The organism is Streptomyces sp. AV19, assembly GCF_015999245.1.
Lineage (GTDB): Bacteria > Actinomycetota > Actinomycetes > Streptomycetales > Streptomycetaceae > Streptomyces.
The window spans coordinates 237819-263150 of record NZ_JAEAMR010000004.1 but is presented as its reverse complement, the minus strand read 5'-3'; the positions used below and the strand labels follow the sequence as shown (position 1 = coordinate 263150).

The following is a 25332-nucleotide window of genomic DNA, read 5'->3' as shown; positions in this document are numbered from 1 at the left end:
TCGCCTGCTGCGGTCAGGATGCCACTCACCGCCCGGCCCCGCCCGCGCCGCCACGGGCGGTACACGGGGCCGCCGCGCCCGGACCCGGAGCCGAGGACGGGCGCCGGCGCCACCGGGCCGGAGCGGCCCGCACCCTCAGTACGCGCCCCGCGCCCCGTCCGCCCCGCCCGCCTCGTCGCGCAGGCGGCGGCGCTCCCGCTCGCGCTCCGCGAGCGCCATCATCTCCTTGAGCTCCTCCGGCGGTTCCTCCTCCTCGCCCTCGCCCTCGTCCCGGAGCAGGCCCTGCTCCTTCAGCTGCCGGTCGTGCACCAGGACCGGGGGCTGGGGGTCGGGGTCGGACGGGCGCGGGCCCTCCGGACCGTCCGGGCCCACGCGGACGAGGCGTTCGACGCGGACGACCCGGAACAGGCGCTCCATGACCCGCAGTTCGTCGGCCCGGTCCGCGTCGAGGCGGTCGGCGGCCCGGGCGTACTCCGCGCGTTCGCGGGTGCCCAGCCGCCGCATCACCGGGGCCATCACGCGCAGGTCCATCGTCAGGGTGTCGCGGGCCGCCTGCGGGTTCTTGCTGCCGCTGGTGACCGGCTCCCACTGGCCGCCCACCCGCTCCGCGATCATGAACGTGGCGGGCAGCAGCACCCCTCCGGGGTGGGTGTGCGCGGCCCGCATCGAGTCGTCGCGGACGTCGGCCGGTACGGTGCCGGGCTTGCGCACCAGGGAGAGCAGCTCCGCCTTGAGGATCCCCTCGGACATGCCCGTGGCCGTGACCGTGTCGACGACGAAGCCGTCCACGGGGTCGGGGACCCGGTGACCGTGGCCCGGTCTCGCCGGATCCGGGTCGGAGGGACGCGGGGGTTCGGGGCCGTCGGGCCCCATGCGGATGAACCGCTCCCCGCGCACCACCCGGTAGCGGCAGCCGTGGACGGTCAACTCGTCGATGGCTTCCCAGTCCAGGAGCTCGTACGCGGCGGCGCACTCCTCGCGCAGGGCGCGGTCGCCGGCGGCCCGCGCGTCCTGCTCGAGCTTGCGGAAGTGCGAGGCGAGGGTGTCCCTGGCGTCCTGCGGGGCGTGGTCGCCGAGGTGGGAGAGGATCTCCCAGCCACCCGCCCCGCGCTCCCGGGCCACCCCGAACACCGCGCCCCCGGCACCCAGGATGTCCGGGTAGCCGTCCCGCGCCCGCCAGGCCTCCTCGTCGGCCAGGGCCGCTACCGGGGCGGTCGGCACCGTCATCCTGATCTGTCGGTAACCCGGCACTTGCTCACTGTGATCGGACATGCCACCCAGCATGGAGGTCGCGGCGGGGCGCGCGCAGCAAAACGGAACGGACGGAAGGGGTTTGGGGATATGGCGGCGGGTTCCAGCTGGAGCAGCCGCCCTCGGTCCGCTCCAGGGGACACTCGCGTTCGCCGTCGGCTCCACCCTGATCGCCCGCGCCCTCTACGCGGCGGCCGGTGCCCCGACCCTCGCGGGGGCCTTCGCCACGGCGGCTCTCAACACGGGCGCGGCAGCCGGGCCGTGGCTGGGCGGCGCCGCCCTCGACGCGGGTCTGGGCGGCCGCTCCCCGCTGTGGGCCGCCGCCCTCCTCGTGGCCCTCGCCCTGGCGACGGCCGCCCTCACGCCGGCGCGTATCCGTACCGCTCCCTGATCCCGTCCAGCCCGGGCTCCCCGAACCGCGCGCGCAGCTCCGCGAAGGCGACGGCCTTCTCCGCGCCGAAGCGGCCGATCTGCGCGGCGTAGGCATCCGCCGACACGAACGCGGGAGGAGTGGACTTGGTGTGGAACTTGTCCGCGTACATCACCAGTTGCTCCTCCCCCGTCTCGGCCAGGTAGTCGGCGGCGGGCAGGTCCAGCCCCTGCCGCCGGATGTCCTCGCGGCTGATCCCGACGCCCGTGTGGCAGGAGCAGAACCGGCACAGGCGCTCCGGGAACCCCTCCTGCCGCAGGATCTCGTGCCCGAGCACGCCGTGCCGGACGTACGGGACCCCCTCCAGCCAGCCGTCCTCGCCGAGGAGCCGGTAGACGCCGATGTCGTGCACCAGGGCGCCGACGCGGACGAGTTCGGCGTCGAGCGCGTGCCGGCCGTCGGTGGACAGGAGCTGGAGGGCGATGTCACGGACGATCTCGCAGTGCGTGTGGACGAGTTCGAAGGCGGCCCGCGAGGGCGCGTACTTCTCGTGCAGGGCGCGGATCTCGGCGTCGGTGGGGAGGGAGGTCACCGAGGAAGGGTACCCGTCGTCATCGGACGGGCAACGCCCCGGCGACCGCGGCCTGGACCGGGTCCAGCGCCTCCTTCCCGTCCTCGACGTCCCACAGCACGTTCTGCAGCACCCGCCCCAGCGTCCACCCGGCGGCCCGCCCGCGCTCCAGCCCCAGCGCCTCGGTCAGCAGGTCGAACCGGCGCCGGACCGCGCGTGCGACGTCCCCCGTCGCCACCACCGCGTCCCACCGGTTGTCGAGGGCCGGCAGCAGCTCGAAACCGGGGTCGCCGGCCAGCGGTTCGGGGTCGATGGCGAGCCAGGGCTCGCGGTCCCCGGCGAGGACGTTGTCGTAGTGCAGGTCCCAGTGCAGGAGGCGGTCGCCGGGTTCGTCGAGGAGCTCGGCCACGGCGGCGGCGCAGGTGCGGACCAACTCCCGCTCGGCGGGGTCCCGGAGCGCCTCCATCGCCCGGGGCACCCGGTCGAGCATCGCCCCGGCGACGTCGGACAGCCGCCGCAGGCCCGGCGGGGCGGGCACGGCCGTGAGCCGGGCCAGCAGTCCGCCCAGGACGCCCACGGCCGCGTCGTCATCGGCGTCATCGGCGAGGGAGGACAAGGGCCGCGTCGCGTCGAGGCGTTCCAGCAGCTGCGTGGCGGTCGGCTCGTCGTGGTCGAGCAGGCGGACGATCCCGTCGCCGTCCCACGCCCGCAGGCCGGCGGCCGCGCCCGCGGTCTCCTCCCGGAGCTGCTGGAGCTTGAGCACGGCGGGCGTGCCGTCGTGCCGGACGACGACGGGTACGACGAGCGAGGCCATGCCGTGGGCGGACGGGCCGTCGGCCCGCAGGCCCCAGCGGTCCAGGAACTCGGCGGCCAGGTCGGGCAGCCCGGCGAGCCAGGCGCGTTCGGCGGCGCCGTGGGCTCCGTAGGACGCGGCGAAGGCGTCGGGGACGGCGATGGTGGAGGTGGGCGTGGATGTGGGCACGGAAAGGGCTCCTTCGGGGCCGGGGTCGGTCGGGGGGGACGCGGCGATCGAAGGAGTGCGATGGGGGTGCCCGGCTGCCGGGCGGACGTCAAAGCATGCGGTCACCCTAGGCGGTCGGTCGGCAGGGCGCATTCGGATAACTCCGGGACGCCCCGGGGCGGTTCAGCCGGTGACGCGCGGCGGGCGACAGGCCGCGTCCGCAGGTCGGCGCCGTAGTCGCGAACAGGTGGGCCCGGTGGGGCATGTGGGGCCGAGGGTACGATCGATCCCATGCCGCCGCACCCGACCCCCTCCTCCGAGCCGTCCGATAGACTCGACCATTTGAGCAGCGAGGCAGCGAGGCAGCGAGGCAGCGAGGCAGCGAGGCAGCGAGGCAGCGAGCACTTCAGCCCGTCCGGCGTTTGAGGACAACCGCGCGAAGCGCGGTTCCAGGGGCCCAGGGGGCGAAGCCCCCGGTCAACGCGGCGAAGCCGCATTACGGGCCCGGGGCGCAGCCCCGGAAGAAACGGTGAAAGGGCGGGACTGGGGCACCCTCCCAACAACAACCCGCCTAGTGCGGGTACCCGTACCCCGCCAACGGCACCTGCGGCCCCACCTCATGCCCGTAGAACGGCCGCGCATGCGCCCGCATCCACATCCCCACCGGGTCGTACTCGTCCGACAGGGCGACGGTCGAGACCGGCAGCCCCTCCGGTGCGGCGCCGATCACCTGACCCATCATCAACCGCACCGATTCCACGGCGGCTTGGGACGTGTCGTACAGGTCGAGCCCGATCGCCAGATACGCGGCGCCGACCGCCGGCTGGACCCACGCCCGCCGCAGCGCCCGCACCGCGGGCGTCCGCGCCGCGTGCTGCGCGAGCAGCGCGTAGAACTGCGGGATCTCCAGGACCGGTTCGGTGATGCGCAGCGGGCCGGCCGGCAGGCGGTCCAGGCCGCCGGCGATGCGGCGCAGGTCGAGCCAGGGGATGCCGACGCCGCCGCCGGGCGCGTGGGGGTTGAGCCACAGGCCCCAGCGGCCGGGGTAGAGGGAGGCGGCCAACGAGCGCCCGGGGACGACCTCGTGGGCCCGGTTCCAGCCGCTGGCGGCGAGCTCCCGGTCGGAGGTGACGCAGGGGGCGTAGCCGAGGCCGTCGACCTCCATGTTCCCGTACTGCGCGTCGGGCGACCCGGCCTGTCCGTGCCACAGCAGCATCCACAGGTGTCCCTCGGCGACCGAGCGCAGCAGCGCCTCGTAGACGTCGTAGCGTCCGGGCGCCACTTGGCGCAGCACCTGCTCCACGCCGTTCCCCGCGCCCGCGCTCACCTGACCCCGCCCCTTCTGCGGGCCGACGCGCACCCCGCGCCCGCCCCTTGCCTCACGGCGCGGTCGCGCCTCCCGTACGGTCGTCCAACCAGCTTACGAGGCCGCGGCGGCCCGCAGGAGAGCAGTCAACGGTCACGGTCGTAGAACGGTCCGACGCGCTCGCGCAGCCAGTCGACGACGGGGTCCCGGGCGACGTCGAGGAGGACGAGCTGCACGGGCCAGGGCACGGGCACCTTGCCGAGGGCGCGGCCGAGGGCGTCCAGGGCGGCGGCGCGGCTGTCGTCGTCGGGGAGGTCGAGCTCGACGCCGACGAACAGGGCGGGGGCGCCGCCCTCGACGCTGGCCAGCGCGCGGCGGGCGGTGCGGACGCCGCGCGCGGCGGTGAACTCCAGCCCGGCGGCGGCGAGGAAGGCGGTCGGCTCGTCCTGCCAGTCGGGCTCGAAGAGGCGCACCCGGCCGCCGCTGGGCTCGCCCTCCAGCCGCAGCTGTCCCGCGCGGCACAGCTCGGCGACCGCCGCCGGGGGCAGCGGGGCGCCGACGGTCCCGCCGGGGTTGAGCACGATGCCGGCCTGCGGGGGCAGTCCGCGGGCGAACTCGGCGGCGGGGGCGACGGCGAACGGCATGCGGTCGCCGGCGCAGCGCAGGAACTCGGCGTGGGAGCTGAAGACGGGGACGAACGCGCCGCCGTCGAGCTCCACGGTGGGCAGGTCGAGGTCGGCGCTGCCGGGGCCGCCGCCGTTGGGCAGGGGTATCCACACGCTGCTGCGGCCGAGTTCCTCGACGATGCGGGCGCCGGCCCCGAGGAGGCCCACGCAGGAGGAGAGGGTCCGCTCCAGCTCGTTCGCGGGCCAGTCCTGCCCGTCCTGGCCGTGCCCGTCCCGACTGTGCCCGTACTGCTCGGGGATGCTCATCCGTTCCAACCGCCGTCCCGTATCGACCGCAGTGCACCCTAGCGGCTGCCCCTCCGTCAGGACGGGCCCGGGTCGAAGGCGATGGAGCCCAGCGCGTCCGCCGCGGCGCGGTCCAGGAGGACGACCGAGGCGGCGCCGGCCGGCACCCGGCCGTCGGCGGCCGCGGCGACCAGGCGTTCCATCGCGCGGCGGTGCCGCCCGAAGGCGGACGCGGAGACGGTCCGGCCGCGGGTCCGCTGGCCGGCGAGCGCGGTATCCGGCGCCACGGCGAGCAGCAGGACGTGCAGTCCGGTGCCGCGGCGGCGGGCCTCGCGGGCGAGCCAGCGGCGCACCCAGCCGGTCCGTCCGCAGTCGTGCACGACGACGCTCGCGCCGGAGCGCAGGGCGGCGCGCAGCCGCGCGTAGTGCGCGATCCGGGCGAGGGGGCGGTAGAGGCCGTACGGGAGGCGCGCGGGGAGTCTGCGCTCCAGGCGGGCGCGGGAGTCCTGGGAGTCGAGGCAGGGCACGGGCTCGCCCCGGCCGTCCAGCGCGGGCGCCACCCGCCGGATGAGGGTGGACTTGCCGCTGCCGGGCAGCCCGGAGACCACCAGCAGATCGCCGGCCCGGCAGCGCAGCTCCCAGGAGGCGCGGGGCGCTCCGCGCAGGTCCCGCACGGGGACGCCGGCTTCCCCCGCGGCTCCGGGAACCCCCGCCTGGACGTCCGTTCGCACAGTCCCCGCCCTCTCGTCGTCCGTCGCTGCCGTCGGTGTACCCGAAGCGGGTAAAGGAAAAGTAATGCAATGCGATGGTCTCCGAACGGCCCATCGCACGCCCGTACGTGCAATGATGTGCGCGCCAACTGCACGACCAACTGCATACCGGCCGCTCGAATCCGCGCGGGAGAGTTCCGGCACGTGGTGTGCCGGGCGCCGAAGGAGCAAGTTCCTCCCTTGAATCTCTCAGGCCCCGATACCGCACGGGCGAGGCAGATCTGAAAAGCGGGCCGCCGCGCGCGGTCCCACCCAAGGTGCAAGCCGAGCGCCCTCCAGGGGGTCCCGGTGAACCTCTCAGGTTCCGATGACAGATGGGGAGGCTGATGTATCGACGCCTCGCGACCGCCTGCCCGGGAGTTCCGCCGCCATGTCTTCAGAAAACGCAGCCCCTGAGAACGCCGCACCCCGCCTGACCGCGCTCGACGCGCTGCACCGCAGCCTCGGTGCGACGATGACCGACTTCGCCGGCTGGGACATGCCGCTGCGCTACGGGAGCGAGCGCGACGAGCACGTCGCCGTACGCACCCGCGCCGGCCTCTTCGACCTCTCCCACATGGGCGAGATCACCCTCACCGGCCCGCAGGCGGGCCAGGCCCTCGACTTCGCCCTGGTGGGCAACCTCTCGGCACTCGCCGTCGGCCGCGCGCGGTACACGATGATCTGCGACGAGCGCGGCGGCATCCTCGACGACCTGATCGTCTACCGGCTGGGCGACGAGGAGTACATGGTGGTCGCCAACGCCTCCAACGCCCAGGTGGTGCTGAATGCGCTCACCGAGCGGGCGGCCGGCTTCGAGACGGCCGTCCGCGACGACCACGAGAACTACGCCCTGCTCGCCGTCCAGGGCCCGGCCTCCCCGGGCATCCTCAAGTCCGTCACCGACGCCGACCTGGACGGCCTCAAGTACTACGCGGGCCTGCCCGGCACGGTCGCGGGCGTCCCCGCCCTGATCGCCCGTACGGGTTACACCGGCGAGGACGGCTTCGAGCTGTTCGTCGCCCCCGCCGACGCCACGAGGCTGTGGCAGGCGCTCACCGAGGCGGGCGCGGACGCAGGCCTGGTGCCCTGCGGCCTCTCCTGCCGCGACACGCTGCGCCTGGAGGCGGGCATGCCGCTGTACGGGCACGAGCTGACCACGGCCACCACGCCCTTCGACGCCGGGCTCGGCCGGGTGGTCAAGTTCGACAAGCCGGGCGACTTCGTGGGGCGCGCGGCGCTGGAGGCCGCCGCCGAGCGCGCCGCGAGCGCCCCGCCGCGCAAGCTGGTGGGCCTGGTGGCCACCGGCCGCCGGGTGCCGCGCGCCGGCTACCCCGTCGTCGTCGCCGGCTCCGGCACGGTGATCGGCGAGGTCACCTCCGGCGCCCCCTCCCCCACGCTCGCCAAGCCGATCGCCATCGCCTACGTGGACGCCGGCCACGCCGCGCCCGGGACGCCCGGCGTCGCCGTGGACATCCGGGGCAGCCACGAGGCGTACGAGGTCGTGGCGCTGCCGTTCTACAAGCGCGAGCGCTGATCCACTTCCCTTCGGTTCCTTCGTTCCGTCTCACCTGTCAAGACCCCTTGCACAAGCACTGACCCGCGTACAGGAGAATCGACCCATGAGCAACCCCCAGCAGCTGCGCTACACCAAGGAGCACGAGTGGCTGTCGGCCACCGACGAGAACGGTGTGGCGACGGTCGGTATCACCGAGTTCGCGGCCAACGCGCTCGGCGATGTCGTCTACGCCCAGCTCCCGGCGGCCGGTGACACCATCACCGCCGGCGAGACCTGCGGTGAGCTGGAGTCCACCAAGTCGGTCAGCGACCTCTTCGCACCCGTCACGGGCGAGATCGTCGAGGCCAACCAGGACGTCGTGGACGACCCCTCGCTGGTGAACTCCGCCCCCTTCGAGGGCGGCTGGCTGTTCAAGGTGAAGATCACGGACGAGCCGGCGGAGCTGCTGACCGCCGCCGCGTACACCGACTTCGCCGGCTGACCCCGCCTCCTCCCCCCTCGCCAGGAAGAACTCATGTCGCTTCTGAACAGCTCCCTCCATGAGCTCGACCCCGATGTCGCCGCCGCCGTCGACGCCGAACTCCACCGCCAGCAGTCCACCCTCGAGATGATCGCCTCGGAGAACTTCGCTCCGGTCGCGGTCATGGAGGCCCAGGGCTCGGTCCTCACCAACAAGTACGCCGAGGGCTACCCGGGCCGCCGCTACTACGGCGGCTGCGAGCACGTGGACGTCGTCGAGCAGATCGCCATCGACCGGATCAAGGCGCTGTTCGGCGCCGAGGCCGCCAACGTGCAGCCGCACTCGGGCGCCCAGGCCAACGCCGCCGCGATGTTCGCGCTGCTGAAGCCGGGCGACACCATCCTGGGCCTCAACCTGGCCCACGGTGGTCACCTCACCCACGGCATGAAGATCAACTTCTCGGGCAAGCTCTACAACGTGGTCGCCTACCACGTCGACGAGCAGACCAACCTGGTCGACATGGAGGAGGTCGAGCGCCTCGCCAAGGAGCACCGCCCCAAGCTGATCGTCGCCGGCTGGTCCGCCTACCCGCGCCAGCTGGACTTCGCGGCCTTCCGCCGGATCGCCGACGAGGTCGGCGCGTACCTGATGGTGGACATGGCCCACTTCGCGGGCCTCGTCGCCGCCGGGCTGCACCCCTCCCCGGTGCCGCACGCGCACGTGGTGACCACCACCACGCACAAGACCCTCGGCGGTCCGCGCGGCGGTGTGATCCTGTCCACGGCCGAGCTCGCCAAGAAGATCAACTCGGCGGTCTTCCCCGGCCAGCAGGGCGGCCCGCTGGAGCACGTGATCGCGGCCAAGGCGGTGTCCTTCAAGGTCGCGGCGACCGAGGAGTTCAAGGAGCGCCAGCAGCGCACGCTGGAGGGCGCGAAGATCCTCGCCGAGCGCCTGATGCAGGACGACGCCAAGCAGGCCGGCGTCTCCGTCCTGTCCGGCGGCACGGACGTGCACCTGGTCCTGGTGGACCTGCGCAACTCCGAGCTGGACGGCCAGCAGGCCGAGGACCGCCTCCACGAGGTCGGCATCACGGTCAACCGCAACGCCATCCCGAACGACCCGCGCCCCCCGATGGTCACCTCGGGCCTGCGGATCGGCACCCCGGCGCTGGCCACCCGCGGCTTCACGGCGGACGACTTCCGCGAGGTCGCGGACGTCATCGCCGAGGCCCTCAAGGCGCCCTCTCCCTTCGGGGCGGCCGACGCCGCCGCCCTGCGCGACCGCGTCACGGCCCTGGCCGCGAAGCACCCGCTGTACCCCGGCCTGAAGTAGGCCCGAAGCACGCGCTTCACCCGCCGGTCCGGGGCACCACGCACACTGCACAGTGGGCGGGTGCCCCGGACCACGTGGGCCCACCGAGCCGCCACCGCGGCCGAGCGGCCCGCAATCGTGACCGGGCGCACAGTACCGCCCGGTACGCGCGAACCATCACGCACACTGGACCGTGCGCGACGGCTCGCGCCCGCACCACCCCTCGTACCACCCCCCGACCCAAGGAGCTGCTCACCGTGGCCATCTCCGTCTTCGATCTCTTCTCGATCGGCATAGGCCCGTCCAGCTCCCACACGGTCGGCCCGATGCGCGCCGCCCGCATGTTCGTGGGCCGCCTGAAGAAGGACGGCGTACTCGCGCAGACCACGTCCGTGCGCGCCGAGCTCTTCGGCTCCCTCGGTGCCACCGGCCACGGCCACGGCACCCCCAAGGCCGTCCTCCTCGGCCTGGAGGGCCACTCCCCGCGCACGGTCGACGTCGAGATCGCCGACGACGAGGTCCAGCGCATCCGCACCACCAAGCGCCTGCGCCTCATGGGTGCGGAGATCGGCGACGCCCACGAGATCGACTTCGACGAGTCGACCCAGCTGATCCTCCACCGCCGCCGCTCGCTGCCGTACCACGCCAACGGCATGACGCTCTTCGCCTACGACGAGACCGGCGCGCCCCTGCTGGAGAAGACCTACTACTCGGTCGGCGGCGGCTTCGTCGTGGACGAGGACGCGGTCGGCGCCGACCGGATCGTCCTCGACGACACCGTCCTGAAGTACCCGTTCCGCACCGGCGACGAGCTGCTGCGCCTCTCCCACGAGACCGGTCTGTCGATCTCCGCGCTGATGCTGGAGAACGAGAAGGCCTGGCGCACCGAGGAGGAGATCCGCGCGGGGCTGCTGGAGATCTGGCGCGTGATGCAGGCGTGCGTCTCGCGCGGCATGTCCCGCGAGGGCATCCTCCCCGGCGGCCTCCGTGTCCGCCGCCGCGCCGCCAGCACCGCCCGCCAGCTGCGCGCCGAGGGCGACCCGCAGGCCCGCGCGATGGAGTGGATCACGGTCTACGCCATGGCGGTCAACGAGGAGAACGCCGCCGGCGGCCGCGTCGTCACCGCTCCCACCAACGGCGCCGCGGGCATCATCCCGGCCGTGCTGCACTACTACATGAACTTCGTGCCCGGCGCGGACGAGGACGGCATCGTCCGCTTCCTCCTCGCCGCGGGCGCGATCGGCATGCTCTTCAAGGAGAACGCCTCGATCTCCGGCGCCGAGGTCGGCTGCCAGGGCGAGGTCGGCTCGGCCTGCTCGATGGCCTCGGGCGGCCTCGCCGAGGTCCTCGGCGGCACCGCCGAGCAGGTGGAGAACGCGGCCGAGATCGGCATGGAGCACAACCTGGGCCTGACCTGCGACCCGGTCGGCGGTCTGGTCCAGATCCCGTGCATCGAGCGCAACGGCATGGCCGCCGCCAAGGCGGTCACCGCCGCCCGCATGGCCCTGCGCGGCGACGGCCGCCACCACGTCTCCCTCGACAAGGTCATCAAGACCATGAAGGAGACCGGCGCGGACATGAAGGTCAAGTACAAGGAGACGGCCCGCGGCGGCCTCGCGGTCAACGTCATCGAGTGCTGACCGCCGCCCGCCGGCCCTCCGGGGTCAGCGGGCCAGGCCCGCGTCCCGGGCGCACAGTGCCGCCTGGACCCGGTTCGTGACGTCCAGCGCGGCGAGGATGCGGCTGACGTGGGCCTTGACGGTGCTCTCCCGCATGCCGAGCCCGGCCGCGATGCCGGCGTTGCACGCGCCTTCGGCGAGCAGCGCCAGCACGTCGGTTTCCCGGGGGGTGAGCCGGTCGACGCGGGCCCGGGCGGCGCGCGCGCCGGCGCGGGCCGTCCGCCGGTAGCGGTCGACGACCCGGCGGGCGGCGGCGGGGTGGAGCATGGCCTGCCCGGCCGCGACGACCTCGACGGCGCGGATGATCCCGGCGGGGTCGGTGTCCTTGAGCAGGAAGCCGGCCGCGCCCGCGGCGAGGGCGTCGTCCACGTACTCGTCCAGGTCGAAGGTGGTCAGCACGACGACCTTCGGCGGGTCGGGCAGCCGCCGCAGCCGCTCGGTGGCGTCGATCCCGTCGATCCGGGGCATGCGGACGTCCATCAGCACCACGTCGACGCCGTGCGCGGCGGCGCGCTCGACGGCCTCGACGCCGTCGGCCGCCTGGGCCACGACGTCGATGCCGGGGGCGTCGTCCAGGATGTCGACGAGGGCGAGGCGCACCAGGGCGTCGTCGTCGGCGACGAGCGTGCGGATCACGCGGCCACCGCCCCGGTGCCGCCGCCGACGGGGATGCGGGCGGCGACGCGCCAGCCGCCGGAGGCGTCCGGTCCGTGCTCCAGCCGGCCGCCGAGGGCGGTGACCCGCTCGCTCAGGCCGATGAGGCCGTAGCCGCCGGCCGGCCGGCCGCTCCGCGGGGCCGGCGGCGGCGGTGTTGTGGACGGTCACGGTCAACTCCGGTGTCCCGTAGCGCACTTCGACGCACACGGCCGCGTCCGGCGCGTGTTTGCGGGCGTTGGTCAGGGATTCCTGGACGATGCGGTGGACGGCGAGCCGGTGACCGGCCGGGACGGCGGAGGGGTCGCCGTCGACGGAGGCGTCGACGCGCTGGCCGGCCCCGCGCGCCTCGCCGATCAGCTCCTCCAGTTCCCTGCGGCCCGGAACGCCCGACCCGCCCGGCCGCGGGCCCTCGTGGTCGCGCAGCACGCCGAGCACGGCCTGCAGATCGGCGAGCGCCTCGGTGGAGGTGGTGCGCAGGAGGCCGATGCGGTCGGCCACGTGGCCGGGCAGACCGTCCGTACGGCGCTGCAGCGCGCCGGTGTGCAGGGCGAGCACCGTCAGGCGGTGGGCGAGCACATCGTGCATCTCGGCGGCGATCCGGGCGCGTTCGGCGAGCCGGGCCTGTTCGGCGCGCAGTTCGCGCTCCCTGCGCAGGTGCGCGACCCGGTCGGCCAGGGCCTCGACCAGCCGCCGGTGGCTGCCCGCCCACAGGCCCAGGACCAGGACCACCGCGAAGGGCAGCAGGGGTCCGTAGGCGCGCACGGCCCACAGGCCCGGCCGCGGGTCCACCAGGGCGTTGCCCAGCAGCGCGCCGGCCGCGCACACCAGGCCGGGGACCGTCCGGCCCCGGGAGGCGAGGAAGAACAGCACGACCAGCAGCGGCGGTCCGCTCCCGGCCACGGCCGCGGCCGCCGTCACGAGCGCGGCGGTGGGCAGCGGCCACCAGTGCCGCAGCGGCAGCGCCAGGCGGACGCCGGCGGCGATGCCGACCCCCGGGCCCAGCAGTCCGTCCTCCGTCGCGAAGTACGCGTCCGGCACGCAGGACGCGCCGACGCCCGCCACCAGCAGTGCCTCGGCCCACCACGGCCACGCCCGTGCCATCCACCCGATCATGCCGACATCGTAGGAGAGCAATCCCGGCCCGTCCCCGGCGAGTTGGCCGCCCCCACCCCCTCCTTTCGCCGGGGGTCGCCGGGTCGGCACGGCCGATGGCCCGGGCGTTTCCGGTTCCTAGCGTCGCCATCATGGATCTGACGCACGGCACGACCTGCCCCGCCGCCTCCCTGCCCCGGCCCCGGACCGGCGGTCCGGCGTTCCTCCGCGAGGCGGTCCTCGCCCGGCGGACCACCGGGGCGATCGCCCCGAGCGGCGGCCCGCCGGCCGCCCGCCTCGCCGCGCCGCTGGTGCCCCCGGGCCGAGGGCGCCCCCGCAGGGTGCTGGAGGTGGGCGCCGGCACGGGCACGGTCACCCGGGCCCTGGCCCGGCGCCTCGGGCCGGCCGACCGGCTCGACGCCGTCGAGCTCAACCCGCGGTTCGTCCGCGTCCTGACCGGTCTGCTGGACACCGATCCGGTGCTGTCGGCCGCGTCCGGCCGGGTCCGGGTCGTGCCCGGGTCGATCACGGACCTGCCGCCGGCCCCGCACGGCTACGACGTGATCGTCTCCTGCCTGCCGTTCACCAACTTCGAGCCCGAGGTGGTGCGTTCCGTCCTGGAGCGGTACATGGCCGCGCTCGTCCCCGGCGGGCACCTGACCTGCTTCGCCTGCCTCGGCACCCGGGCGCTGCGCACCGCGTTCGGCGGCCGGGCGGAAGCCGCGCGGCACCGGGCGGCGGTCGCCGTGCTCGACGGGTTCGGGCACCGCTACGGCCACGGCCGGGGCACGGTGTGGCGCAATCTGCCCCCGGCCAGGGTCCACCACCTGTGGGCCCCGGACCGGGTCCGTCACGCCGGCCCCGGCCCCTCCCCCTCCGCCGACCAGCGGCGCATGGCGCGGCGCAGCGAGCGCGGGTCGGAGTAGCCGAGCTGGCCGGCGAGGCCGGAGGTGAGGCTGCCGCCGGTGCGGCGGACGCGGTCGGCCCGGCGCCGGCGGGCCGCGTCCAGTTCGGCGCGCCAGGTGGTGCCGGTCTCGGCGAGGCGGCGCTGCAGGGTGCGGCGGCTCATCAGCAGCCGCTGGGCGACGTGGTCGAGGGCCGGCGTGCCCTCGGCGAGGCAGGCGTCCAGCTCGCGCTCGAACTTCTCGCGCCAGTCCGCGGCCGGCGGCGGGGGCAGCAGTTCGGCGTAGCGGCGCAGGATGGCGGCCAGGCGCGGGTCGGCGGCGGGGATGGGCGCGTGCAGGTCGGCGGTGCGGAAGGTGATGGAGCCGCGGGCCTGGCCGAAGTCGATGCCCCGTTCCGCGCCGAGGGTCTCGGCGAGCGTGGCGTGGTTGCGCGGCGCGGACTGGGCGAAGCCGACGTGCAGGGGGTGCACCGGCCGTCCGGTGACGCCCCGGGCGCGGGAGCAGAGCACGGCCATGGCGAACTGCTCGGCCAGCTCCATCTGGCGCGGTTCGCCCTCCCGGTAGTGGAACGAGAACGTGGTCTCCCGCTCGTCCTCGGACACGGTCGCCAGTCTGCCGTTGGTGGTGACGAAGTGCAGGTAGCGGGTGCTGCTCTCGAACGCCTCGCCCAGGGTTCGGGCGTTGGCGAAGAGGTAGTCGAACAGGCCCAGGGCGCCCAGGTCGTACCAGCCCGCGATGGAGACGGGCGAATCGGGCGTGCCCAGGGCCCGTTCGACCAGTTCCCACACCCGCATGGTGACGCGGGCCGGGATCATCACCTCGTCGTCGGTGAGGGCCCAGCCCGGCAGCCCGGCCTCGCGGGCTATCCGGTTCGGGTCGGCCCCGTCCGACCCGGCCGCCGTCAGCAGGAACTTCGACAGGACGATCGAGTCCTGCTCGCCGGGGTTCTCGGAAGCCGTGTGCGCATCTGCCATGCCCCCATCTTCGACGACGCTGGCACGTGATGCGCCACGGCTGGCACACCGCGTCCTATGCCCCGGCGCGTCCGGTGTCTCATCCTGGAGCGGTCCGGGGCGCGGGGCTGCTGTCCTCGACCGGGCGGAAACGGAGTGCGGGCGGGTACGGGGGTCCGGCTCGCGCTCCCTCGTGTCACACGGCCGACGACAAAAGGAGGGGAGTCGTCGGGCGTCTGACCGTTCTGCCGCCAGGGCCGTCCCGCCGCTAGGGCGCGGTCTCCGCGCGGATCCAGGCGAGGTAGTCGGCGCCGCCCGCGGTGACGGGGGTGGCGATGATCTCGGGGACGTCGTAGGGGTGGCCCTCGCGGATGTGGGCCTCGAGCTCCGCGTACCGCTCGCCCGTGGTCTTGAACAGCACGCGCCACTCGGCGTCGGTCTCGACGCGGCCCTGCCACCGGTAGACGCTGGTGACCGGCCCGTCGATCTGGGCGCAGGCGGCGAGCCGGCGCTCGACGGCGCCCGCGGCGATGCGCCGGGCGACGTCCTCGCCGGGCGCGGTGGTCATCACCGTGAGGTACGGGGTCCCGTGCATGGCGCCGACCGTACCGCAGGCCGTTCCCGGGGCGTTGTCAGTGGTCCCGCGTACGCTCGCGGGCATGGGTTACGCAGAACTTCGCGAGCTCCACAGCGCGCTCAACACCGCCTCGGACATCGTCTACACCCTGGAGTCCGACCCGTCCCCCGAGGAGACGGCGCAGATCGTCGACGCCCTGCGCCGCGCGCTGGACGCGGCGCGCGCCCTGGGCGCCGCGCACGGCGCCACGGGCTGCTCGCTGCATCCGCGGGGCGCCGTGGATCCGCTTTACGGCGACAAGCGCGACCCGCTGCCGCCGGGCTGGGGCCGCTGCCTGCTGTGCAACGACGGCCGCCGCCGGGCGAGCGCGCAGCGCAGGGGCTCGCGCTGACCCGGGGCGGCGGCCATGGTGCGGTCAGCCCTTGTTCCGGGCGTTCCAGAACTCGTCGAAGGACATCAGGCCGTCGCCGTTGGCGTCCTTGGCGTTGATGACGGCCTGGGCCACGGGCTCGGTGACGAACGGGTCGCCGAGCCGGGCCATCGCGCTCTTGTACTCGGCCGCGGTGATGAAGCCGTCCCCGTCGGTGTCGAACCGCGCGAATATCCTGCGGGCTTCCTCGATGTCAGCCATGTGGGCCTCCCCTGGTGGTGCTGCGCCGGTGCTGTGTGCTGTGTGCGCCGCGTGCGAATGTCCGGCACAGATTAGCGGCCCTGCGGGCCCCGTCCGGCCGGGGGCTGATGGGCCACCAGTTGCATGTAGCGGTCCCAGTCCCAGTACGGGCCGGGGTCGGTGTGGGTGGATCCCGGCACCTCGACGTGGCCGATGATGCGCTCGCGGGTGCGGGGGATGCCGTAGTGGTCGCAGACGGCGGCGGTGAGGCGGGCGGAGGAGCGGTAGAGGGCGTCGGTGAAGTACTCGGGGCGGTCCACCCACCCCTCGTGCTCGATGCCGATGCTGCGGGTGTTGTAGTTCCAGTTGCCGGCGTGCCAGGCGACGTCCCGTTCGCGGACGAACTGGCCGATGTAGCCGTCGGCGGACGCGACCAGGTAGTGCGCGGAGACCTTGGCCGCGGGGTTCTGGAAGATCTTGACCGTGTTGGGGAAGGTCTCCTGGGTGACGTGGATGACCACGTACTCGACGGGATAGGCGGCCGGTCTGTTGGAGGCCGTGTAGTTGGCGGGGTCGGCCGGTATCCAGTGGGTGGGCGGATAGGTGGAGCCGGGCGGCCGGGACTCCGCGGAGGCCGCCGGCCTGCCGATGCTGAAGGCGGTGGCCGCGCCCAGGGCCGCGGCGCCGAGCAGGGTCACGGCGCCGCCGATGGCGAGCCGGCGGGGCAGGGAGGGCGCGGTGGTGTCGTGGGACGAAGTGGTGTCCTGCGAGGGAGCGGGCTCGTGCGGGGGAGTGTCGTCCAAAGGCGTCTCGTCCATGGGGCCTCCCGGGTCCGGACGTCGGAACACTCAGACGGGGACATGACACTCACAGTCGGGGCCGCCCCGCAAGCACCGGCGCGCCATTGCCTCCACAAGGCGCATAAAGATAAGAGGCGCGGTGGATTCATTCATGGAATGCAAGGCGAGTGGCACATCTCACCTTTGATTACCCTGAGTTATCGGGGGGCTTGCCCGAATATGCCCGCAAATCCGCTTTGGCTCCGCGTCGTCCCGTCTGCCATAGTCGGTGGCACGACCCCCATTGACCCGGGCTCGGTCGTCGAACCGCCGCGGAACACACCCCATTCCTCCGCGGCGCCATGAAGAGGCCCCCACTCGCCGCACTCCGGCGGACAGGGGCCTCTTGGCGTACCGGCGCCGGAGGCCGGCGCGCGTACGGGGGTCAGCGGTCGGCGACGCGCATCTCGAACCACACCGTCTTGCCCCGCGCCAGCAGGTCCACGCCCCAGCGGTCGGAGAGCCGGTCGACGAGGAACAGGCCCCGGCCGTTGGTGTCCGTCCCGCGCACCGGCAGCAGGCACGGCAGGCCGCGGGAGGGATCGCGCACCTCCATGCGCACCCAGCCCCGCCGGCGCACCGCCCGCAGCCCGAAGTGCCGGGCCCCGGTGTGCCGGACGGCGTTGCCCACGAGCTCGGAGACCAGCAGGACGGCGTGCTCGGCCAGTTGCGCCGAGAGGCCCCAGTGGCTCACCACCGCCCAGTGCGTCAGCCGCCGGGCCGCGACCGTGGACTCCGGACAGGACGGCAGCCGGACTTCACCGAGGGTGGGATCGCCGTACAGCTCGAGCGCCTTGAGCGCCAGTTCGTCGTCAACGGCCGGGGCCCACCGCACCGCGGCCGTGACCGCCCCGCGCCGTGGCTGCTCCGTTCCCTCCAGACCCGCCATGCCCCCCATGATGGCCGCCGAACAGCCGCCGGGGAGTGGAACCTTCGGATTCGGTTTTCCGGAAGAGATCCCTCCGAGGGTCCGCGATGACATATGCCAGCGGCCCCCCCACCTCTGGCAAACCCCAACTGACCTGCGGCGACCACGGAGCACCCACTGATCGCCGGGCGGTCGCGGAGGGGTCGCCCGAAGGGGTCGGCGCTTCCCGGGGAATTCCCCCACAAGAGGCAACGGGCGGAGCGCGCCCTTCCGGACACGCTCCGCCCGCCCCTGCCAATTCACCCTTTTCCGGCCCCACTTCGGGGCGGGCTCAGACGAACTTGGCCTTGCCGGGGCCGTCCTCGACGAAGCTGCGCATGCCGATCTCCCGGTCCTCGGTGGCGAACAAGCCCGCAAACCAGTTGCGTTCGATGGCCAGTCCGGTGTCGATGTCCGTCTCCAGCCCGGCGTCCACCGCTTCCTTCGCGGCCCGCAGCGCGATGGCGGGCCCGGCGGCCAGCTTCGCCGCCCAGGCGTGCGCCTGCTCGTACACCTCGGCGGCGGGGACGACGCGGTCCACCAGGCCGAGCGCGAGGGCCTCGTCCGCCTTCACCTGACGCCCGGTGAAGATGAGGTCCTTGGCCTTGGAGGGGCCGATGAGCCGGGCGAGGCGCTGGGTGCCGCCCGCGCCCGGGATCAGGCCGAGCAGGATCTCCGGCTGGCCGAGCCTGGCGTTGTCGGCGGCGATGCGGAAGTCGGCGCAGAGCGCCAGTTCGCAGCCGCCGCCCAGGGCGTAGCCGGTGACGGCGGCGACGACGGGCTTGGGGATGCGCGCGACGGCGGTGAAGGCGTCCTGCAGGGCGCGGGACCGGGCGATCATGCCCGCGTGGTCCATGTCCCGCATCTCCTTGATGTCCGCGCCCGCCGCGAACACCTTCTCCCCGCCCCAGATCACGACCGCGCGCACGTCCGTGCGGCGGGTCAGCTCCCCGGCCAGCTCCAGCAGCCGGTCCTGGGTGGCGATGTCCAGCGCGTTCATCGGCGGACGGTCGAGCCGGACGGTGCCGACGCCTTCCGCGACCTCACAATGCACAGTCATGGCGCCAGGTTAGGGCGTGTCCGATGGGTCGGCACGGGCCCTGCGGCGCGGGGGAACGGCGACGGCCCGGTGCGTGCGGTCACACGCATCGGGCCGTCGGTGTCCGCGCGGACGTCAGCTGCTCTTCGTCCACTCCGCCCAGCTCATGTTCCAGCCGTTGAGGCCGTTCCCCGGCTGGATCGTTTTGTCATTGGAGTTCTTGACCACGACGACGTCACCGATCAGGGAGTTCTTGAAGAACCAGGCGCCGGGCGCCGACGGGTCGCCGCCGCCGCGCCGGTCCTCCAGGCCGACGCAGCCGTGGCTGGCGTTGGCCGAGCCGAAGGTGTCCGAGCCCGACCAGTAGTTGCCGTGGATGAAGGTGCCGGAGGTGGACAGGCGCATCGCGTGCGGCACGTCCTTGATGTCGTACTCGCCGCCGAAGCCGACCGTGTCGCCGTTCATCCGCGTCACTTCGTACTTCTCGCTGATGACCATCCGACCGTTGTAGGTCGGGTTGGCGGGGGCGCCGGCCGATATCGGGATGGTCCTGACGACCTTGCCGTCGCGCTCGACCTTCATGGTGTGCGACTTGGCGTCCACGGTGCTGACCTGGCTGCGGCCGACGGTGAACTTCACGGTCTTGTTCTGCTTGCCGTAGACGCCCGGGCGGCCCTGGACGCCGTCGAGGTTGAGGTGGAGCGTCACCTTGGTGCCGGCGGCCCAGTACTTCTCGGGGCGGAAGTCGAGGCGGTCGTTGCCGAACCAGTGGGGCTTGATGTCGACGGCCGGCTCGGCGGTCACCTTGACCGCGCGCTCGACGGCCGCGGGGTCGGTGATGCCCCGGCTGAAGTTGAGCGAGACCGGCATGCCCACGCCGACGGTGCTGCCGTCCTCGGGCGTGAAGTAGGCGGCGAAGGTGTTCTGCGGGGTGAGGGTGGTGAAGCTGGCGTGCTTGGCGGACTCGCGGCCTTCCTTGTCCTTGGCTATCGCGTCCACCGTGTACTTGGTGCCGGAGGCCAGGTGTATGGAGGGCTCCCAGCTGGCGCCGCCGGCGGATATCTTCCCGTCGACGAACCGGCCCTTGCCGTCGGAGACCTTGACCGAGGTCAGACTCCCCTTCTCCGCGGTGACCTTGAGCGCGCCGCTCGTCCTCACCTCGGTCGCGCCGTCCTTGACGGCGATCGCCACCACGGCCTGCGACGGCCCGTCGGGGACCGTCTTCCCGCCGGCCTTCTTGCCGTCGGCGTCGGATCCTCCGTCACCGCCACAGGCGGTGGTGACGGTCAGCACCGTGCCCAGCAGCACGGCGGACAGCACACTCCGGCGACCTCTTGTCCTGGTTCTTCCGGATATCGGCTGCACGTTCACTACGGTTTTCTCCTATCGCACCCGCCGCCCCGCGGCGCCCCCGAAGCGCGGCATCCGCGCATGGCGATAGATAACCATACGCATCGGACACGTCCGGCCTCGTGATGGTCACCGTTGCATTCCAAGTGCCGCGCGGGCCCCGGTCATACCGTGCCGACCGGGTCAATCCACCCCCAGCGCGGAGCCCGCGCGCCACTGTTCCCACGTCAGGTTCCAGCCACCGAGCCCGTTGTCCGCGAGGGCCCGGCGCTGCCCGGAGTTGATCACCCGGACCAGGTCCCCCACGAGGGAGACGCCGTAGAACCAGCCCGCCGGGGTGGCGGCGCCGCCGGGATCGGTGTCCGGGAGGCCGACGCAGCCGTGGCTGATGTTGCGGACCCCGAACACCGCGGGCGGCGCCCAGTAGTTGCCGTGCAGGAACGTCCCGCTGTCGGTCAGCCGCATCGCGTGCGGCACGTCCGTGATGTCGTACTCGCCGCCGAAGCCCACCGTGCCGCCGTTCATCCGGGTCACCGGGGACTTCTCGCTGATGACCATCGCCCCCGCGTAGGTCTCGCGGCCCGGGCCGCCGGCCGTGACGGGCAGCGTCCGCAGCGTCCGGCCGCCGCGCACCACCCGCAGGGTGTGCGCCGCGGCGTCCACCGTGCTCACCTGGTCCCGGCCCACGGCGAAGGTGGACTTCCGGCGCTGGAGCCCGTAGACGCCGGGCGCCCCGCGCACGTCGCGCAGGCGCAGGTCGACGGTGACCACGCTGCCCGGCGCCCAGCGCCGGCGCGGCCGGAAGTCCAGCCGCGAGGAGCCGAACCAGTGCCCGGAGATCTCCGTGCTCGGCCGCGAGGTGATGCGGACGGCCCGCTCCACCGCGACCCGGTCGGCCACCGGGCGGCTGAACGCGAACGAGACGATCATGCCCGTGCCGACCGTGGCCCCCGGCGCCGGGACGAAGGAAGCGGTGAAGCGGTGCTCCGGCACGTACGTCCTGAACTCGCTGTGCCGGGTGGTGCGGTGGCCCGCCGCGTCCCGGGCCACGGCGTCGACGCTGTAGCGGGCGGCGAGCGCGACCGGGCCCCTGGGGTACCAGCTGTGCCCGTCCGGGGAGATCCGCCCCCTGACCGGTTTGCGGACGCCGCCGCGGATCCGCACCGCGCGCACCTTCTCCAGCCTGCCCTCCCGCACCCGCACCTCGAACCGGTCCGCCGCGCGGACGTCGCGCGCGCCGTTGCGCGGGGTGACGCGGATCAGCGCGGGCGCGACGGCCGGGCGCGGGTCGTCCCGGGGCGTCGTACGCGGGGGGACGACGGCCCGCGGGGCCTCCGCGGCACACCCGCAGAGCACGGCGAGGGCGGTGAGCGCGCACAGTCCGCGGAGGGTACGCGGGAGGGTATACGAGGGGGCAAATCCTGTCACACCCGTCCCAACGACACGGTTCCTCCCGGGAAACGACAGGGCACTCGCTTGCTGTCCCCGATCACACGTGTGAGCGCATGCGCGGAACCGGGCAGGAGTGGGAAGGAAACCCCACAAGGCCCCCGGACGAGGGCCGAGGCCGCACCGCCAGACACCGGGAACGGGAAGCCGGGTGCCCGGCGCGCCGTCCGAGAGCCGCCGGAGGCGAACACGTGTCGAGCACACCCGAGCAAGAGACGGCATACGGCGTTCACTTCGGGGACGGGACCACGACACCCGCGGCCGCGGTCAACGGCCGCCCGGTCCCCGCCGCCCGCCGCCAGGCGGTGTGGCCGGGCAGCCCCGAGCCGCTGGGCGCCCGGTTCCGGGTGGACGCCCGCGGGGTCGCCGGGACCAACTTCGCCCTGTGGGCCGGCGGGGCGGAGGCCGTGGAGGTCTGCCTCTTCGACGACGACGGCTCCGGGGGCCAGCGCGAAACCCGGTACTTCCTGGGGGAGTTGACGCACGGGATATGGCACGGCTTCCTGCCCGGCGTCCGGCCCGGCCAGCGCTACGGCTACCGCGTCCACGGCCGCTGGGACCCCTGGACCGGCGCCCGCTGGAACCCCGCCAAGCTCCTCCTCGACCCCTGTGCCCGCGCCGTCGACGGCGAGTTCCCGCTCCCGCCGGAGGTGTACGGGCACGTCCGCGACTGGCCCCAGCAGCACGTGGCCGACACCGTCCGCGACGAGCGCGACTCCGCCCCGTACGTCCCCAAGGGCGTGGTCGTCGCCGATGACGACGACTGGTCCGACGACCGCCGGCCCAAGACCGCCTGGGCCGACACCGTCATCTACGAGCTGCACGTGCGCGGCTTCACCATGCGCCACCCCGGCGTCCCCGAGCACCTGCGCGGCACCTACGCCGGGCTGGCCCACCCGGCGGCCGTCGAGCACCTGGTGCGCCTCGGCGTCACCGCCGTCGAACTGCTGCCGGTGCACCAGTTCGCGCACGAGGACCACCTGCTGCGCCGCGGGCTGCGCAACTACTGGGGCTACAACTCCATCGGCTACTTCGCGCCGCACGCCGGCTACGCGGCCACCGGGACCCGGGGGCAGCAGGTCGGCGAGTTCAAACGGATGGTCCGGGCCCTGCACGCGGCCGGCATCGAGGTCGTCCTCGACGTCGTCTACAACCACACCGCCGAGGGCGGCGAGCTCGGACCGACCCTGTCGCTGCGCGGCATCGACAACCGGCGCTACTACCGGCTGGCCGACGACCCGCGCCGCTACACCGACTACACCGGCTGCGGCAACACCCTGCACGTCGTCCAGCCCAACGTGCTGCGCCTGATCACCGATTCACTGCGCTACTGGGTCACGGAGATGGGCGTGGACGGCTTCCGCTTCGACCTCGCGGCCGCGCTCGCCCGGTCCATGCACGACGTGGACATGCTCTCGCCCTTCCTCGCCGTCATCGCCCAGGACCCCGTCCTGCGCCGCGTCAAGCTCATCGCCGAGCCCTGGGACGTGGGCTCCGGCGGCTACCAGGTGGGGGCCTTCCCCCCGCTGTGGACCGAGTGGAACGACCGCTACCGCGACGCCGTCCGCGACTTCTGGCGCGGCGCCCTGCCGGACGTACGGGACCTGGGCTACCGGCTCTCCGGCTCCAGCGACCTCTACGCCTGGGGCGGCCGGCGGCCGTACGCCTCCGTCAACTTCGTGACCGCCCACGACGGTTTCACCCTGCGCGACCTGGTCAGCTACGGGCGCAAGCACAACGAGGCCAACGGCGAGGGCAACCGGGACGGCACCGACGACAACCGATCCTGGAACTGCGGCGCCGAGGGCCCCGCCGACGACCCGGCCGTCCTGGCCCTGCGCCGCCGCCAGATCCGCAACCTGCTGACCACGCTCCTGCTGTCCACCGGGGTGCCGATGCTGGTGGCCGGCGACGAGATGGGCCGCACCCAGGGCGGCAACAACAACGCCTACTGCCAGGACAGCGCGGTGAGTTGGGTCGACTGGTCGCTCCTGGACGACCCGGGCTGGCGCGCCCTCGCCGGCCTCGCCGCCCGGCTGCTGGCCCTGCGCCGCGCCCACCCCGTCCTGCGCAGCCGCACCTTCTTCTCCGGCCGCCCGCAGTCGGTGGACGGGCTGCGGGACCTGGCCTGGTTCACCGCGCGGGGCACGGAGATGACCGAGGCCGACTGGTACGCGCCCGCCGCCACGCTCGGCATGTACCTCTCCGGCGGGGACATCCCGCAGCGCGGGCCGGACGGCCGGCCCGTGACGGACGACAGCTTCCTGGTCGTCCTGCACGCCGGTGACCGCCCGATCGACGTCACCCTGCCGGGCCCGCCGTGGGCGGACGCGTACGAGCTCCTCGTCGACACCTCCCTGGAGGAGCAGGACGCCGGGCCGGGGACACAATGCGACGCGGGGACGTCAATTTCCGTTCCGGAACGGTCGGTTGCGGTGTGGAAGGTGCTGCCGGGACGGGCGGTGGAGGAGGGTCCTCCGTCCGGCGGACCAGGACGGAAAACCGAGTGAGCGGTGTCAGTGGCGAACCGTACGCTCGCTCCTGATGACCGCACACAGTGAACCCTCCGGATCCGCCGCGCGCCGCTCCCCCGTGCGCTCGCTGCTGCGCCTGTGGCCGTTCGTGCGCCCGGCGCGCGGCAGACTGGCCGCGAGCCTGGCCGTGACCGTGGTGGCCTCGTCGACGAGCCTGGTCATCCCGCTCGCCCTCAAGCAGATCGTGGACGGCCCGATCGCCGACCGCGACCCGTCGGGGGTGTGGCTGGGCGGCCTGGCGATCCTGGTGCTCGGCCTGCTGGAGGCCGGGCTGTTCGGCCTGCGGCGGATGCTGGTGGCGCGTCCGCTGGCCGAGGTCGAGGCGGCCATGCGGTCCGCGCTCTACCGGCACCTCCAGCGGCTGCCCGTCGCCTTCCACGACCGCTGGCCCTCCGGCCAGTTGCTCTCCCGCGCCACCACCGACCTGATGCTGCTGCGGATATTCCTGGCCTTCGTGGTGACGTTCCTGGTGGTCAACGGGCTGACGATCACCGTCGGTTTCGTCATCCTGCTGCTCCAGCGGTGGACGCTGGGCCTGGTGCTGCTCGCCCCGGTCGTCCCCCTGGTCATCCTCTGCCACTCCTTCGAGGAGCGCTACACGCGGGCCGCGCGCACCGCGCAGGACCGGCTCGGCGACCTGACCACGGTGGTGGAGGAGAGCGTCCTCGGCATCCGCGTCACCAAGGGCTTCGGCCGGCACCGCGCGCAGGAGCGCGCCTTCGCCGCCCTGACCGCCCGGCTCCGCGCGACGGAGCTCCACAAGGCGGGCCTGCTGGGCGTGCTCTGGGCCCTGATCATGATCCTGCCGGAGCTGGCGATCGGCACGGCGCTGGTCCTCGGCGTCCGGCAGGTCGCCGACGGGACGCTGACGGCCGGCGCCCTGGTGGCCTTCCTCTCGACGGCCCTGGCCCTGCGCTGGCCGGTGGAGTCGATGGGCTTCCTGCTTGCGGTGGCGAACGAGTCGGCGACGGCGACGGAGCGGTACTTCGAGGTCCTGGACGCGGAGGCGCCCGGGGCGGGCGCGGCCCCCGAGGGTGCGGGGCGTACGGCCCCCGGCCCCGGGGAGGCGCCCTCGGCGGGCGCCCGGGGCCGGGCGATACCCGGGACGCCCGCAGCGGGCGCCGGGGAATCCGGCGTGCCGGAGGCCGCGCCGGGCACGGACGCGGCCCGGGCGCCCCTGGCGGCCACAGGCGAACTCCGCGCGGCGGTACGGGGGATGGGCGGTCCCACGCCCGGAACGCCGGAGGGTGCGGCGGATCCGGGCACTCCCGGGGCACCCACCCTGCGCGCCGGCGAACGTCCCGACGCCGCCCCCGGCGCGGGACGTTCGCC

General features: G+C 73.8%; 24 protein-coding genes, 1 pseudogene and 1 riboswitch. Of the genes and pseudogenes, 9 read left to right on the top strand and 16 right to left on the bottom strand.

Translation table 11 applies throughout. The features are described from left to right. Positions 1-135 precede the first annotated feature (135 nt). On the bottom strand, positions 136-1272 hold the full coding sequence (locus tag I5Q34_RS05945) for a DUF5954 family protein (protein WP_199891088.1): 1137 nt from the start codon (positions 1270-1272) through the stop codon (positions 136-138). Between the two features lie 61 nt (positions 1273-1333). Between I5Q34_RS05945 and I5Q34_RS05940 the strand changes: the two genes are divergently transcribed. Further along, complete coding sequence (locus I5Q34_RS05940; protein WP_307811644.1) at positions 1334-1642, top strand: hypothetical protein; 309 nt, start codon at positions 1334-1336, stop codon at positions 1640-1642. Here the strand turns inward: I5Q34_RS05940 and I5Q34_RS05935 are convergent. From I5Q34_RS05935 to I5Q34_RS05915, 5 genes are all read right to left on the bottom strand, one after another. After that, positions 1611-2213: an HD domain-containing protein gene (locus I5Q34_RS05935; protein ID WP_199891087.1), complete on the bottom strand. Its 603-nt coding sequence runs from the start codon at positions 2211-2213 to the stop codon at positions 1611-1613. The two genes, I5Q34_RS05940 and I5Q34_RS05935, sit on opposite strands and share 32 nt — an antisense overlap. A gap of 19 nt (positions 2214-2232) precedes the next feature. After that, positions 2233-3147 (bottom strand): aminoglycoside phosphotransferase family protein, encoded by a 915-nt coding sequence (locus tag I5Q34_RS05930; RefSeq protein WP_277965511.1) that lies wholly within the window; start codon positions 3145-3147, stop codon positions 2233-2235. Positions 3148-3724: 577 nt separating this feature from the next. Further along, the gene (locus I5Q34_RS05925; RefSeq protein ID WP_277965637.1) at positions 3725-4480 is read right to left on the bottom strand and encodes an enhanced serine sensitivity protein SseB C-terminal domain-containing protein; all 756 of its coding nucleotides are present in this window, start codon (positions 4478-4480) and stop codon (positions 3725-3727) included. A gap of 125 nt (positions 4481-4605) precedes the next feature. Further along, positions 4606-5391, bottom strand: coding sequence for an enhanced serine sensitivity protein SseB (locus tag I5Q34_RS05920; protein ID WP_199891085.1), 786 nt, complete (start codon positions 5389-5391; stop codon positions 4606-4608). A 56-nt stretch (positions 5392-5447) separates the two neighbouring features. Further along, positions 5448-6101 (bottom strand): AAA family ATPase, encoded by a 654-nt coding sequence (locus I5Q34_RS05915; RefSeq protein ID WP_199891084.1) that lies wholly within the window; start codon positions 6099-6101, stop codon positions 5448-5450. A gap of 156 nt (positions 6102-6257) precedes the next feature. After that, positions 6258-6355, top strand: a riboswitch (glycine riboswitch). Between the two features lie 155 nt (positions 6356-6510). On the opposite strand from I5Q34_RS05915, the gene gcvT reads away from it, so the two are divergent. From gcvT to I5Q34_RS05895, 4 genes are all read left to right on the top strand, one after another. Continuing rightward, positions 6511-7656, top strand: a complete 1146-nt coding sequence (gcvT, locus tag I5Q34_RS05910) for a glycine cleavage system aminomethyltransferase GcvT (protein ID WP_199891083.1) — start codon at positions 6511-6513, stop codon at positions 7654-7656. An 85-nt stretch (positions 7657-7741) separates the two neighbouring features. Further along, positions 7742-8119, top strand: coding sequence for a glycine cleavage system protein GcvH (gene gcvH, locus I5Q34_RS05905; RefSeq protein ID WP_199891082.1), 378 nt, complete (start codon positions 7742-7744; stop codon positions 8117-8119). 33 nt (positions 8120-8152) lie between these two features. Beyond that, on the top strand, positions 8153-9430 hold the full coding sequence (glyA, locus tag I5Q34_RS05900) for a serine hydroxymethyltransferase (protein WP_199891081.1): 1278 nt from the start codon (positions 8153-8155) through the stop codon (positions 9428-9430). Positions 9431-9666: 236 nt separating this feature from the next. Continuing rightward, positions 9667-11049: an L-serine ammonia-lyase gene (locus tag I5Q34_RS05895; RefSeq protein WP_199891080.1), complete on the top strand. Its 1383-nt coding sequence runs from the start codon at positions 9667-9669 to the stop codon at positions 11047-11049. Between the two features lie 24 nt (positions 11050-11073). On the opposite strand, the gene I5Q34_RS05890 is transcribed toward I5Q34_RS05895, so the two are convergent. Next, positions 11074-11724: a response regulator transcription factor gene (locus I5Q34_RS05890; RefSeq protein WP_199891079.1), complete on the bottom strand. Its 651-nt coding sequence runs from the start codon at positions 11722-11724 to the stop codon at positions 11074-11076. A 492-nt stretch (positions 11725-12216) separates the two neighbouring features. Continuing rightward, a pseudogene (locus I5Q34_RS34395) lies at positions 12217-12330 on the bottom strand (histidine kinase); the annotation flags it as partial. Positions 12331-12989: 659 nt separating this feature from the next. Here I5Q34_RS34395 and I5Q34_RS05880 point away from each other — a divergent pair. After that, entirely contained in the window at positions 12990-13763 is a 774-nt protein-coding gene (locus I5Q34_RS05880) for a class I SAM-dependent methyltransferase (RefSeq protein ID WP_199891078.1), read from the top strand. Here the strand turns inward: I5Q34_RS05880 and I5Q34_RS05875 are convergent. Both I5Q34_RS05875 and cutA read right to left on the bottom strand, forming a co-directional pair. Further along, the gene (locus tag I5Q34_RS05875; RefSeq protein WP_199891077.1) at positions 13688-14716 is read right to left on the bottom strand and encodes an AraC family transcriptional regulator ligand-binding domain-containing protein; all 1029 of its coding nucleotides are present in this window, start codon (positions 14714-14716) and stop codon (positions 13688-13690) included. The two genes, I5Q34_RS05880 and I5Q34_RS05875, sit on opposite strands and share 76 nt — an antisense overlap. A 247-nt stretch (positions 14717-14963) precedes the next feature. Then, complete coding sequence (cutA, locus tag I5Q34_RS05870) at positions 14964-15290, bottom strand: divalent-cation tolerance protein CutA (RefSeq protein WP_199891076.1); 327 nt, start codon at positions 15288-15290, stop codon at positions 14964-14966. Between the two features lie 64 nt (positions 15291-15354). On the opposite strand from cutA, the gene I5Q34_RS05865 reads away from it, so the two are divergent. Continuing rightward, a complete protein-coding gene (locus tag I5Q34_RS05865; protein WP_199891075.1) occupies positions 15355-15663 on the top strand; it encodes a hypothetical protein in 309 nt (102 codons plus the stop codon). 24 nt (positions 15664-15687) lie between these two features. Here the strand turns inward: I5Q34_RS05865 and I5Q34_RS05860 are convergent, their stop codons facing one another. The 6 genes from I5Q34_RS05860 to I5Q34_RS05835 form a co-directional block, all read right to left on the bottom strand. Continuing rightward, positions 15688-15903, bottom strand: a complete 216-nt coding sequence (locus I5Q34_RS05860; RefSeq protein ID WP_199891074.1) for an EF-hand domain-containing protein — start codon at positions 15901-15903, stop codon at positions 15688-15690. Between the two features lie 71 nt (positions 15904-15974). Further along, the gene (locus I5Q34_RS05855; protein WP_199891073.1) at positions 15975-16700 is read right to left on the bottom strand and encodes an N-acetylmuramoyl-L-alanine amidase; all 726 of its coding nucleotides are present in this window, start codon (positions 16698-16700) and stop codon (positions 15975-15977) included. Positions 16701-17106: 406 nt separating this feature from the next. After that, positions 17107-17610 carry an ATP-binding protein gene (locus tag I5Q34_RS05850; RefSeq protein WP_199891072.1) on the bottom strand — a complete coding sequence of 168 codons (504 nt, stop codon included), beginning with the start codon at positions 17608-17610 and terminating at the stop codon, positions 17107-17109. A 310-nt stretch (positions 17611-17920) separates the two neighbouring features. Then, positions 17921-18688: an enoyl-CoA hydratase/isomerase family protein gene (locus I5Q34_RS05845; protein ID WP_199891071.1), complete on the bottom strand. Its 768-nt coding sequence runs from the start codon at positions 18686-18688 to the stop codon at positions 17921-17923. A gap of 114 nt (positions 18689-18802) precedes the next feature. Then, positions 18803-19987 (bottom strand): Ig-like domain-containing protein, encoded by a 1185-nt coding sequence (locus tag I5Q34_RS05840; protein ID WP_277965638.1) that lies wholly within the window; start codon positions 19985-19987, stop codon positions 18803-18805. Between the two features lie 213 nt (positions 19988-20200). Then, positions 20201-21445 (bottom strand): Ig-like domain-containing protein, encoded by a 1245-nt coding sequence (locus I5Q34_RS05835; protein ID WP_277965639.1) that lies wholly within the window; start codon positions 21443-21445, stop codon positions 20201-20203. 212 nt (positions 21446-21657) lie between these two features. On the opposite strand from I5Q34_RS05835, the gene glgX reads away from it, so the two are divergent. Both glgX and I5Q34_RS05825 read left to right on the top strand, forming a co-directional pair. Beyond that, positions 21658-23976, top strand: coding sequence for a glycogen debranching protein GlgX (glgX, locus tag I5Q34_RS05830; RefSeq protein WP_199891068.1), 2319 nt, complete (start codon positions 21658-21660; stop codon positions 23974-23976). A 34-nt stretch (positions 23977-24010) separates the two neighbouring features. Beyond that, positions 24011-25332: ABC transporter ATP-binding protein (locus tag I5Q34_RS05825; RefSeq protein WP_267911914.1), on the top strand; the 1322-nt coding region annotated here is incomplete at its 3' end.

Excerpts from the sequence above, each read along its gene's own strand:
- I5Q34_RS05875 (WP_199891077.1), bottom strand. The coding sequence starts at position 14,716 with ATGGCAGATGCGCACACGGCTTCCGAGAACCCCGGCGAGCAGGACTCG.
- I5Q34_RS05855 (WP_199891073.1), bottom strand. The coding sequence starts at position 16,700 with ATGGACGAGACGCCTTTGGACGACACTCCCCCGCACGAGCCCGCTCCC.
- gcvH (WP_199891082.1), top strand. The coding sequence starts at position 7,742 with ATGAGCAACCCCCAGCAGCTGCGCTACACCAAGGAGCACGAGTGGCTG.
- I5Q34_RS05865 (WP_199891075.1), top strand. The coding sequence starts at position 15,355 with ATGGGTTACGCAGAACTTCGCGAGCTCCACAGCGCGCTCAACACCGCC.
- I5Q34_RS05945 (WP_199891088.1), bottom strand. The coding sequence starts at position 1,272 with ATGTCCGATCACAGTGAGCAAGTGCCGGGTTACCGACAGATCAGGATG.
- I5Q34_RS05920 (WP_199891085.1), bottom strand. The coding sequence starts at position 5,391 with ATGAGCATCCCCGAGCAGTACGGGCACAGTCGGGACGGGCACGGCCAG.
- I5Q34_RS05880 (WP_199891078.1), top strand. The coding sequence starts at position 12,990 with ATGGATCTGACGCACGGCACGACCTGCCCCGCCGCCTCCCTGCCCCGG.
- I5Q34_RS05860 (WP_199891074.1), bottom strand. The coding sequence starts at position 15,903 with ATGGCTGACATCGAGGAAGCCCGCAGGATATTCGCGCGGTTCGACACC.
- glyA (WP_199891081.1), top strand. The coding sequence starts at position 8,153 with ATGTCGCTTCTGAACAGCTCCCTCCATGAGCTCGACCCCGATGTCGCC.
- gcvT (WP_199891083.1), top strand. The coding sequence starts at position 6,511 with ATGTCTTCAGAAAACGCAGCCCCTGAGAACGCCGCACCCCGCCTGACC.
- I5Q34_RS05850 (WP_199891072.1), bottom strand. The coding sequence starts at position 17,610 with ATGGCGGGTCTGGAGGGAACGGAGCAGCCACGGCGCGGGGCGGTCACG.
- I5Q34_RS05845 (WP_199891071.1), bottom strand. The coding sequence starts at position 18,688 with ATGACTGTGCATTGTGAGGTCGCGGAAGGCGTCGGCACCGTCCGGCTC.
- cutA (WP_199891076.1), bottom strand. The coding sequence starts at position 15,290 with ATGCACGGGACCCCGTACCTCACGGTGATGACCACCGCGCCCGGCGAG.